This window comes from Paenibacillus sp. p3-SID867, from assembly GCF_025142895.1.
GTDB lineage: Bacteria > Bacillota > Bacilli > Paenibacillales > Paenibacillaceae > Paenibacillus_AQ.
Map to the genome: position 1 here is coordinate 209,579 of NZ_JAMBDM010000011.1, position 11,726 is coordinate 221,304.

An 11,726-nucleotide genomic window follows, 5' to 3' on the forward strand; every position below is an offset into this window, starting at 1 on the left:
GATATTTATGTCTAAAGCTAAGCTTCAAACAACAGGATTGCTTGCCATACATGTGCTACTCTTTCAACGATCCCACCAGTACTCCCTTAACAAAATGCTTCTGTACAAAAGGGTATACCATGATGATCGGAACTGTAGCAACAATCATTGTTGCCATGGACAACGATTTCGTTGTCACACTTTGCATTCGGGATAATGCGGCCTGAGAGGCTGAGTCCAAATTACTCATCTGTTCAGACATAATGTTGGAATTCAATATTTGACGCAGTATCGTTTGTATCGGCAGTAATTCTTCTTTATTGATATAAATACTAGGCAAGAACCACTCATTCCAGTGATATACCGCCGTGAATAATGACAAAGTGGCAATAACCGGTCCCGATAATGGCAGGATAATCTTAAAGAAGATTCCCCAGTTACCCGCACCATCAATTTTTGCCGATTCTTCCAAGCCATTAGGCAAGCCAGCAAAGAAGGTTCGGAATATGATCATATTCCATACACTTACCAAACCGGGAATAATGAACACCCAGAAAGAATCCATCAAGCCCAAACTGCGAGTTAGCATGAAGCTTGGGATTAATCCGCCAGTGAAATACATGGTCACGATACACATAATCATGTAATATTTGCGGCCCATCAGTTCGCGCTTGGTCATGCCGTATGCGAAGATGGAAGTTACGAGAATCGAAGTAATCGTTCCAATGATCGTACGTGCTACGGATATGCCGAAGCCGTTCAACAAGCGTTTATCCTGAAACACGATTTCGTAGTTCTCCAATGTAAAATCTCTCGGCCAGAATGTAACTCCTCCAAGCGATGTGTCCGCTCCGGAGTTAAATGAAATTACAAGTGCATTCCAGAAAGGATAAAAGGTCACAAAGGCCAAAAATGCTAAACAGACATAGATCATAATCACCATGAGGCGATCACCGAATCCTAAACGTACCAATCTAATCGCTCCCCTCTATACGATGTTCGTTTTACCATAGACTGTTACCTGATCTGCGTGCTACCACGTTGGCAATGGTCAGAAGCATCACGCTGATTACCGCTTTGAACAAGCCTACAGCCGTTGCATAAGAGAACCGGGAGTTTTCAATACCAATTCGGTAAACATAAGTATCAATTACATCTGATACCTCTCTTAAAACAGGGTTCTTAGCCAAGAGCAAAATATCCTCAAATCCTGCATTGAGCAGGCTACCTATTGCCAGAATCATAAAGATGATAACGACAGGCATGATGGACGGTAATGTAATCGTAAAGATCTGTCTGAATTTGCTCGCTCCATCCATATCCGCAGCCTCGTACATATGGGGATCTACACCCGCTACAGCCGCCAAGTAAACGATGGAGGAAAACCCAATTTCCTTCCAGAGCCCTGTGGTCACCAATATCCCCCAGAAGTATTCAGGAATGGATAGAAAGTTAATAGGCTCTTTAATCAAGTTCATTTTTTCTAATAGAATGTTTACACTTCCGTTATCGGTAGAAAGCAAGGAAACCACAAACCCTGATACGATAACCCAGGATAAGAAATGGGGTAAATAACTAACGGTCTGCACCAATCTCTTGAAGAACAGATGTCGCACTTCATTCAGCATCAACGCAAGCAGGATCGGAGCTGGAAAGCCAATCAGAAACTTGAGTAAGCTGATTACGATAGTGTTTCGCATCACGTTCATAAACTCCGGAGACTCAAAGAACATCCGGAAATGCTTCATCCCTACCCAGGGGCTGTCTCCCATGCCTTTGAAGATATTAAAATCCTGAAACGACATCAGAATACCGTACATCGGTATATAACTGAAAATAAAAATGAGTGCGAGAGCGGGAAGTACCATTAACTGAATATCCCACTGTTTAAAAAAGCGAATGAATCCATTGTCTCTCTTCCGTTTTGGAACAGTTTCCTGTTCTACGGATATTTGCGCCATGTCCAACCCCCCGTGTGTTCTATGCCATGAAGTTTACCTGATGTCTAACATTGTAGAATAAATGATCCCATATAAACATTTGCCTATTCAACGAAAAATGATATTATTCAATCGAAAATTAAAACGCTTACAGCTTACGGGAGGGATAGAAACCCCAAAAAAGTTCCTTTAACAGGGCAGGTAGTTCTAATTCACCCTGGCATCTTAATCCCGGACATATAGAAAATCCCCTTGCGTCAATAGTGTCAAGTTCAATTCACATGAACAGTTGTTCCACCATTCACTACAAGGGGAAGTATCATAAGCTCTATCAACATTTAGCCGAGCGATCATGAAAAATGATACTAATCAATTATTAACGGCAGAATACACAATTCCAAGCATATGGCCATCAACTATGACGATGACGGGATCATATTAAGGACACACCGATATCAACAAAAATACAACGGTTGCGATTGATCGCAACCGTTGTATTAAAATTCTTATGACTTGCTCTTCACCCGTACAGGCGGAAGCAATTTATTCATATTCACCGTGCGCTTGATCTCCCAGGTTTCCGGCTGATCATGTTCATACTGTTCCAAATAGGCGATGACTTCCTTGGTAATCGGAGTCGGTGTTGATGCCCCTGATGTCACAGCCACTTTGCCTACGCCTTCAAGCCATTCGCGTTTAAGCTCCGTCACATCGCCAATGCGGTGAGCCGGTACGCCGGCTATCTCTTCGGATACCTGTGCAAGACGGTTTGAGTTATTGCTGCGCGGATCCCCGACCACGATAACCAAATCCGCCTGGCCCGCTTGCTCGGCTACCGCCTCCTGTCGAACTTGTGTTGCAAGGCAGATTTCATTATGAATCTCCGCTCCCGGGAATTTATCGAGCAGACTCTTCATGATATGCTTGATGTCCCATTGACTCATCGTCGTCTGGTTCGTAATGATGATTCGGGACGATTTTACCTGAAGCTGTTCGATCTCTTCTTCCTTCTCGATCAGATGTACGTGATCCGGTGCAATCCCGATCGCGCCTTCCGGTTCGGGATGTCCCTTCTTCCCGATATAAATGATCTCATACCCGTCCGCTGCCTTCTCCCGGATCAAATCATGGGTTTTCGTAACATCCGGACATGTTGCGTCGAGCGTGGTTAACCCTTTATCTCGCGCAAGCTTGCGTACTTCGGGAGAGACCCCGTGTGCGGTAAATATGACGGTGCCGCTCTCCACCTGGCTCAGGATTTCCATCCGGTTCGGACCGTCCAGTGTAATGATGCCTTCATCCTCAAAGGATTGCGTGACATGACTGTTATGCACAATCATGCCCAATATATAAATAGGCCGAGGAAGATCCAGATTCTGGGCCGCCTGACGTGCCAAGACCATAGCGTCAACGACACCGTAACAGTAACCTCTCGGTGATATTTTCAAGACTTCGATGATCCTCACCTGCTTTCCGTTGTCATACGTAAAGTATCCAGTCTATTATAACCTATTCCAGCGGAGGAGCAAAGACGACGGGCAGCCAGACGATAAAGGTGCTGCCTTCTCCTCTTCGGGTAACAACCTCGACAGAGCCCTTGTGCTCATCAATAATCCATTTGGCGATGGATAAGCCAAGACCGGTCCCGCTCGTGATGCCTCTGGACTGATCCGCGCGATAGAAACGCTCGAATATAAACGGAACCTCATCCTTATCCATGCCGATCCCCGTATCTGAAATTCGCAGCCCGACCTGACCCTTGTACAGGACGACATCCAGGCTGACTTCACCCTCCGGCGTATACTTGAATGCATTCTCGATAAAGATGAACAGCATCTGCTGCAAGTAGTCCTTATTTCCTTCTACATAAACACCGTTTAGGACAGACAGCTCTCCGACATGCCACTCAGCGGTTTTATCAAGGAAATGAGCGCGCCGTGCGACCTCTTCAACCAAAGGCTGCAGAGGAACCGGATGCAGTTCAAAGGTCTGGCCGGTATCGGCTCGCGCCAGAGATAACATATCGTTCACCAGCCGGCTCATCCGCTTCGCTTCATCGGATATATCTCCCACAGCTTCGAACGAGATTTGCTTGATCGTTTCTTCGTCCATATTCGCTCTCTCACCAGGGGTTTCCGTCCACATCTTCTGGAGGAGATCCACATTTCCCCGGATGGTGGTCAGCGGCGTTCGGAGTTCATGGGAAGCATCCGATACAAACCGGCGCTGGGCCGCATAGGCATCTTCAAGCTCTTTGTAAAAGCCCTCCGTCCTCTCCAGCATGCCGTTAAACGTGCCGATTAATTGCCCGATCTCGTCTTCTGGCCCATCGTATTCGATTCGTACGCTGAGGTCGGTACCCTTCTGGATCTGCTCCGCCGCCTCCGTGACCTTGCCGATCGGTTTCATGGATTTCCGGGCGAGGAACAAGCCAAGCGTTGAAGCAATGACTAGGGTTGCTGCGGATCCCATGATGAGGATGGATTGAAGTCGGTCAAGTGTCTCATCGATTAACCTTGTGTTGGAACCAATTTGAAGCCATCCGAATAATTTCCTTGAGTTCGTTTCAACAACTGGGGATTCGTATACAAGGAAGGATACCCCATTAAAGGAAAACCGTTTAAACTCTCCGGGTTTAGTCATACTTAACGCTCTTTCTACAGTTGGATTCTCAAATTGCAAACCACTGAACTCCATATTGCCAGATCTCCAGATGGATCCATTATAGAAAGTATAAAGCTGAACGTATAGATCAGCTGCCTCCATATTAAGCGCGGAGGAACGATCCGGTAGAAGCGCAACAGACGAAGACGTGTAACCGATTTTATTCGCTTCCTGTACTAATCGCTGTTTTAACTCCTCATACGTATACAAATGGACAAAGCCATACACCGCCGAGCTGAAAATCAGCAGTGTCACAAATAAAATGCCGGTATACCATGCTGTCAGTCTTAACCGAATGGACATGCTAGTTATCTCCTCTTAAAATATAGCCGGCTCCGCGGATCGTCTGGATCAGCCGTTTACCTCCATGTTCCTCGGTCTTTTGCCGGAGCATGGCGATGTAAACCTCCAGCACATTGGACTCCCCGCTGTAGTCATAGCCCCATATTTTATCCATGATCAAATCGCGGGACAGCACCCGCTTCGGATTTTGCATAAACAGATGCAGCAGCTCAAATTCCTTGGCGGTGAGCTCCAGTCTTTGCCCGCTGCGAATGACTTCCCTTGCATCGGTATCCATCACGAGATCCTCGAAGGTCAGTCGGTGGTTAGAGCTATCATCCCCGGTTTTGCGGCGCAGCAAGGCACGTACGCGGGCGAGCAGCTCCTCCAGCGCGAAGGGTTTGACTAAGTAATCATCCGCTCCGGTATCCAGTCCCTTCACACGATTCTCCACCTCATCCTTCGCCGTCAGCATTAGCACAGGTGTCGTGCTTCCGCCTTCCCGGAGTCTGCGCAGCGCTTCAAATCCATCGACCTGAGGCATCATGACATCCAGAACGACAACGTCCGGGTCCTCACTCAAAATTACTTTCAAACCTTCCGCTCCGTTGGACGCGGTCAGGACGTCATAGCCCTCAAACGCAAGTCCCCTGCGCAGCATCGAAATAATCTTCTCATCATCATCTACAATTAATATCCGGGATCGCATAGCGGCATCTCCTCTATCTTCTAGCGTTAAATTTAGTACGACGTTACAATCCCATTATATCGGTCGTCTCAAGGACAAGACAAGCGGAAGGGAACGGTCCCTTCCGCTTGTTGTCACACATATCCAGGGTTACGGTTGTTGCTGTTGTTGCTGCTGTTGGGATAGATCAAACTTATTACGGTCCCCGATTGTCAGCGGCAGATCAATCTTCTTGCCGTTACGAACCACATTCAACGTAATTTTGTCTCCGACTTTCTTCGATTGTATGAATTCAGTCAAATCCTTCGAGGTCGGATATTTCGTCCCGTCCACGCCCACAATGATGTCATATTGACGCAGGTCCGCTTCATAAGCCGGCGAACGGAATACGACGCTGTCAACATAAGAACCTTCCGTTACGTCGGTGCCCAAGGATTGGGCAATTTGCGGAGTGACCGTTCCAAGGCTTGCCCCGATAAACGGAACCGGCTCTTTTGGAACTTCCTCGTTGTTCTTCAGGTATTCCACAACTTCCTTGATCGTGCTGGACGGAATCGCAAACCCGATCCCTTGCGCTTCCGCGCTGACGGCTACATTCATCCCGATAACCTCGCCCTTCAGATTGAGAAGCGGTCCACCGGAGTTACCCGGATTAATCGAAGCATCGGTTTGCAGAAGATGCTCATAATTACGATCATCCTCGCCATTCGTTCCTTGAATATCGATCTCGCGTTCCTTCGAGCTAAGTACACCTGCGGTTACCGTATGCTCAAAACCGTGCGGGTTACCGATGGCAACAAGCCATTCACCAACCTTCAGCGAGTTGGAGTCGCCTAGCTGCACCGATGGAAAATCGGCCCCTTCGATTTTTAGTACGGCCAAATCGAGCTCATAGCTGGAACCGAGCAGCTTCGCTTCATATGGTTTTTTGGTACCCTGAACCGTCACCTGGATCACATCTGCGCCATGGATCACATGCTCATTCGTCAAAATGTATCCTGACTTCTCAAAGATGAAGCCCGAGCCGATGCCTGAGGGCTGAAGCTGGGATTCCTGACCTCCGTTATTGCTGCTTCCACCGTTTCCGCCATTTCCTCCCTGGCTCGATTGTCCGCCGCCAAAGAAGTACCAGAACGGATCATTCATGTTCGGATTCGTGTTTTGACGATTGCTGCTGTTTACAAGCGTCTCGATCAGCACGACGGCTGGACTTGCTTGGTCAACAACCGCCGATACATCGCCGGGATTAGAAGGAATCATGGCCGATGCCGTAGTAGCTCCGCCGTTATCATCAACGCTAGCTGAAGTTTCTTGGGCTGGCTCCGATGAATACGCCGCATCCGGCGTAAACAGATTCGTGCGGTCCGCGGCAAACATCAGGCTTGAAATAACAAGGACACCAGCCAAGAAGGACAACAGCACCGTCTTCACGGAATTTTTAGGCTTCTGGCTGTAGTTCCATTCTTTGTTTCTTTTCATCGAATCCATAGACCCGCCGCCCCCTTGGCTTCCGGAGGAATGTGACTGCGAGAAACCGGAGGATGGTATCGGTTTAACCGGCTGCGGAGCGGTAACCTCCACTTCCTGCGATTCCCGGCTCTGATATGGTCGCTCCGTCTGCTGATCATCGCGTTCATTGGGTATGGACTGAAACGGTCCGTAAGAATAGTAATAAGACGAATTCTTCGTGGATGCTTCCTCACGTCTCGGTACTTCATTGTTAGTCGACTCATTGTTCATTCCCTCATCATCCGGATACCCGTAGCGCTTTCTTTGGTCGTCCATAGGTCTACCTCCTATTTAAAATCACTTGCTTCCAAGTGGTTTAATTGATTAACTGTTCTTATTGTGTACTATAAACCTTAATAGTACCTTAAAAACAATTAAAAGGCAGATAAAAAGAAAGCCGAGCGGCGTCAAGGGAATCTGATCCGAATGATGGCGCTATATTTTGACCCATCCCTTACGGTGAGCATAAATCGCCAATTGCGTGCGGTCTTCCAGCTCACACTTCATCAGCAGATTGCTGACATGGGTTTTAACCGTTTTAATGCTGATATGCAGCTCTTCGCCGATCTCTTTGTTGCTCTTGCCCTCGGCAATGAGCAGCAGCACTTCTTTCTCGCGCTCGGTAAGCCCCGAATCATCGCCGTTCACCATATGTCGGCGGATCCCGCGGGTAAGTGCTTCCGACACGTCTTTGGTCATGACCGGCATGCCCCTGAACGCTCCTTGAAGAGCATAGATGAGTTCGTCAGCCGAAACGGTTTTCAGTACATAACTGACAGCCCCCGCCTCAATGCACTCAACCACAAGCTCATCTTCAAGAAAGCTGGTCAGAATCACAATCTTCTGGTCCGGGAACTCGGACATGACCGCACGCGTGGTCTCTGCCCCGTTCATCACCGGCATCATCAGATCCATAAGAATGAGATCAGGCCGGTCTGCCTCATCTCCATTTCTTAACATATCAACAACCTCTTGGCCGTTAGCTGCCTCTCCGATCACTTCAAATCCCGGATCCAGCGACAAATACGTTTTTAATCCCATACGAACCATATCATGATCATCCGCCAGCAATATCCGAATCGTACCCATAATGATGTTGTCCCCTCTCTACTCCACTGGCTCAGCCAGCTCTTCCTGTTCCTTGCTCTCTTCCGCAGCCGGTCCCTGATTGCCCTCGGCCTCAAATAGCGGAATGTTTACGCGAACTGTCGTTCCTGCACCCTTTTTGCTTATGATATCGACCTGGCCACCAAGCTTTTCGGCTCGCTCACGCATCGTGGACAGCCCGTATGAGCCCTGCTTGCCTGCCACCTCGTCAAACCCAATTCCGTCGTCGCTGATGCTTAAAATAACGCGTTTCTGATCCTCACGAAGCGACATGCTGACAAGGCTTGCACCGGCATGTTTCACAATGTTGGCTACGGCCTCCTGGATAATCAGGAACAGCTGATGCTCAATTGCATCGGATACCCCGCCGTAGAGCTCCACATCCTTCATGCCCTTCAGGCCATTTTGGCGGCAGTAATCCGGAAACCACCTTTCGAGTGCCTCCTCCAGGGTTCTTCCTTCCAGTTCAACAGGCCGAAGCTGTGCAATCAGCGCCCGCATCTGCTTCTGTGCCACGTGAGACATCTCAATCAACTGACCGAGCACTTTATCGCCGTGCTCCGGGTTTCTCTTCAGAACCGCCGGAAGCGATGAAGCCGACATATGAATCGCGAACAACTGCTGACTGACCGTATCATGCAAATCCCTTGCCATCCGGCGTCGTTCCTCAAGCACCGCGGCTTCCGCGGCGATCTCTTTCTCAATGACATCCTGCTCGCCCAGGCGCTGCAGCAGCTTCATCTTCTTCTCCAGCGCTTCCGTCATTCCGTTAAACTCATCATATACTCTGGCAAAAGAACCGTCTTCCATAGCCGGCAGCCGCACGTTCAGATTTCCTTTGGCAACCTGCAGCATGTTCAGATGGAGCAGGTCCAGCGGCCGCTGAATGCGCTGCCCCGCGATGTATCCCGCAATCCCCGTAAACAGAAGTACACCGACCGTGTAATACACCCACAGCCGGTTATCTTCAATATGTATGTAGCCGGATTGGTTTGCTGTATACAGGAAAACAGCAACTCCGGCTCCAATCAACAGAAAGTAAAACAGTATCACCCATTTGGTATTTTTCAATATTCCCATCATAACAGTTATCCTACCCTATTCACTTTGACATCACCGATAAATACGCTGACGGTGATTCGTATTTTCTTACCGGCTTCCCTGTAATGCGGGCTTTCCAGTCCGGCATTGCTCATAAAGCCGCTGCGGCTTTCCTCCAGCACCTTCATATCGCCAATGAAGGAGTTGGTCGTGACATGAATGCCGACATCCGAATCATTCGGAACGAATACTTTGACATCCCCGATAAACGCCGAGATGTTGATTTTCGTTTCTCCGTAAGGGATTTGAGCTTTGGTCAGATCGAGCACCGTATCACCGATGAACTGGGAGATATTTGTCGGCTTCAGCTGAAAATAATCTTTTCCCATATGCACGTCCCCGATAAAAGAGGACTTGTTCACCGCATCATGGCTGTGCCAAGATTGATGATGATGGTGGTGATGTTGGTGCTGTTCATCCTTATAATCCGATCCGTTGCCGTAGCTTTTGCCGTTATCGTCAAAATCCACATGAACTCTGAACTTGCTGCGATCCTGATGCTCCTGGCGCGGGCGCTCCTGCTGCTGTCCCTGCCAGCGGTAACCCTTGCCCTGCTCATGAAAATCCGATGATCCTGGTTCGCGCTCGGGCAGGATATTCTCAGACTTGTCAGCCTTGTCTGGCTTGCCAAATCTCCGTTCGAATTCTTCATCCAGGGAAGAATCCAGCGGACGCGCTTCAGGCGGATCGGGAATGTCGTAATGGTCGCTACGATGCGAGCTAAAGTCATCCGGACTTGGCGGTGATGGCGGCGGCGTATGAGGTTTCGGTTTGAAAATGACCTGCAGTCCAAACCCAATCAAGATAATAGGAATCGCATACTTGATCAGATCGCCAAACGAGAAGTCAATCAAATTCAGGTTTTTCCCAAGAAAGTAAGATCCGATAATGATCGGCACAACGGAGCCCCATAGTGCTCCTCCACGGGCATAAATTAAGCTTTGCAGCCCGAACCAGATGATGAACACCGGCCAAAAAGTCGAGAATATATAACCAAGGTCCACATGTATCATATCAAGCTGATTTAGAAGAAACACCACACCAATACCGATGAGCAGCAATCCGTTGCTAAGCTGGCTCCATCCTTTTCTACTCATGGTCATCCCCTTGCCTTCCAGTTCTATTTTTTCTTAACTACAGTGTACAACATATTGCGATGAACAGGTTAGCGGCGGTGGAATGAAGTTGATCTCGGTCTAGAGACTGAGTTCATGGATAAAAATGGGAGGAGAGCCATAATAAAAGACCCCCGCTAAAGCGGAGGTCTTATTTTTGCACGAACGGGCGCTGGCATCTGCACCTTAACGGTTTGCAGAATGGTCCCCTGGTGTGTTCAGTTCGCCAAACTCAGCATCAAACTTCTCGTTCGGTTTTTTGTAGTTCTCTTGAACTTTGGAATTCCCTTTTGGGTTGCTGGCTATGCTGGTATCTTCAGCAAACTCAGCGTTAAACTTTTCATTCGGCGTTTTAAAGTTTTCTTGTACCTTGTTCTTTTTAGCCACAGTATTCACCTCCCTGTTCATATGCAATACCATCATCCTCTTCAGGGGTTTGGCCCCCGAAAAGTAGTATGTGATGAACAGGGAGGCATTATTCTTAAATGTTTACTGCCAATCTACGCGCCAAAATCACCCTAAATGGCTTCCTCCAAAACGGATGCCGGCAGGAAACGATAGGTCTCGATCGCGTTATCCAGGGTTCTGAGCATTTCCTCCGTGCATTTGCCGCTCCCGGTTTTAATGACCTGTACCTCGACGTCCTTCTTCCCCCACTCCTTAAACACTTGTTTGGTTGTGGAGAAATAAAGATCGATTTTTTGCCCTTTGATCGCTGATCCGATATCCGCTACGATTCCATAACCATAGCCCGGTATATAGAGAATACTGCCAAGCGGAAATACATCCGGATCCGCGGCAATCGTTGATAGCGTATTTCGATCCCGCTTCACCTTCACCCCGGAATAGGTAATTCCATATTGAGGATGCCCGGGTTTCTTCCCGGTCGATTCATAACCTGCCGTATAGCCCGTAGCGGTTACCTTCACCGTATGCAGCACCTGGTCCTCCCTAGGCGCAAGCACGGGCATGGATTCGCGTTTCTTGCCAGGCACGCTGGCCTTAGGCCCCGTATCCGGAACATCCAAGTATCTATTCATATCGCTAAAACCTGCTACTCGAAGCGCATAGAAGCGAGACATTTCCACGTAATCGGAGCCTTGATATTCCCCGGACGGATCATACACATTTCTTAAGTCTGTTGAATCATAGGATTCGCTTAGAATCAGATTATGGGCATCTACTATTGAAGAACCTGCACTGAACAAGACGGCTGATAAAATAAAACCAGCAAAAAACCTCTGCCATTTTTTCCATTGGATCATGTGAGTACCTCCCCCTTACTAGCGAGGGTTCCCACTTCCCAAAAAGAATATACGTGATGGCAGAGGTTTGCATGTC

At 48.3% G+C, this 11,726-nt stretch carries 11 protein-coding genes; all 11 read right to left on the reverse strand.

The features are described 5' to 3' along the window. Positions 1 to 55: 55 nt before the first annotated feature. On the reverse strand, positions 56 to 952 hold the full coding sequence (locus M4D81_RS22805) for a carbohydrate ABC transporter permease (RefSeq protein WP_071217862.1): 897 nt from the start codon (positions 950 to 952) through the stop codon (positions 56 to 58). Between the two features lie 31 nt (positions 953 to 983). Continuing rightward, positions 984 to 1,940 (reverse strand): ABC transporter permease, encoded by a 957-nt coding sequence (locus M4D81_RS22810; RefSeq protein ID WP_260068143.1) that lies wholly within the window; start codon positions 1,938 to 1,940, stop codon positions 984 to 986. Positions 1,941 to 2,425: 485 nt separating this feature from the next. Continuing rightward, positions 2,426 to 3,376: a 4-hydroxy-3-methylbut-2-enyl diphosphate reductase gene (locus M4D81_RS22815; RefSeq protein WP_071218136.1), complete on the reverse strand. Its 951-nt coding sequence runs from the start codon at positions 3,374 to 3,376 to the stop codon at positions 2,426 to 2,428. A 52-nt stretch (positions 3,377 to 3,428) separates the two neighbouring features. Further along, positions 3,429 to 4,886, reverse strand: coding sequence for a sensor histidine kinase (locus tag M4D81_RS22820; protein ID WP_260068144.1), 1,458 nt, complete (start codon positions 4,884 to 4,886; stop codon positions 3,429 to 3,431). 1 nt (position 4,887) lies between these two features. Further along, a complete protein-coding gene (locus M4D81_RS22825; protein WP_113057613.1) occupies positions 4,888 to 5,574 on the reverse strand; it encodes a response regulator transcription factor in 687 nt (228 codons plus the stop codon). 129 nt (positions 5,575 to 5,703) lie between these two features. Next, entirely contained in the window at positions 5,704 to 7,338 is a 1,635-nt protein-coding gene (locus M4D81_RS22830) for a S1C family serine protease (protein WP_260068145.1), read from the reverse strand. 159 nt (positions 7,339 to 7,497) lie between these two features. Beyond that, a complete protein-coding gene (locus M4D81_RS22835; protein ID WP_071217857.1) occupies positions 7,498 to 8,151 on the reverse strand; it encodes a response regulator in 654 nt (217 codons plus the stop codon). A gap of 18 nt (positions 8,152 to 8,169) precedes the next feature. After that, the gene (locus tag M4D81_RS22840; RefSeq protein WP_071217856.1) at positions 8,170 to 9,252 is read right to left on the reverse strand and encodes a sensor histidine kinase; all 1,083 of its coding nucleotides are present in this window, start codon (positions 9,250 to 9,252) and stop codon (positions 8,170 to 8,172) included. Positions 9,253 to 9,257: 5 nt separating this feature from the next. Beyond that, complete coding sequence (gene liaF, locus M4D81_RS22845; protein ID WP_260068146.1) at positions 9,258 to 10,373, reverse strand: cell wall-active antibiotics response protein LiaF; 1,116 nt, start codon at positions 10,371 to 10,373, stop codon at positions 9,258 to 9,260. A gap of 198 nt (positions 10,374 to 10,571) precedes the next feature. Then, complete coding sequence (locus tag M4D81_RS22850; RefSeq protein ID WP_071222739.1) at positions 10,572 to 10,772, reverse strand: hypothetical protein; 201 nt, start codon at positions 10,770 to 10,772, stop codon at positions 10,572 to 10,574. Positions 10,773 to 10,903: 131 nt separating this feature from the next. Beyond that, positions 10,904 to 11,425 carry a 3D domain-containing protein gene (locus M4D81_RS22855; protein WP_374198228.1) on the reverse strand — a complete coding sequence of 174 codons (522 nt, stop codon included), beginning with the start codon at positions 11,423 to 11,425 and terminating at the stop codon, positions 10,904 to 10,906. Positions 11,426 to 11,726 lie beyond the last annotated feature (301 nt).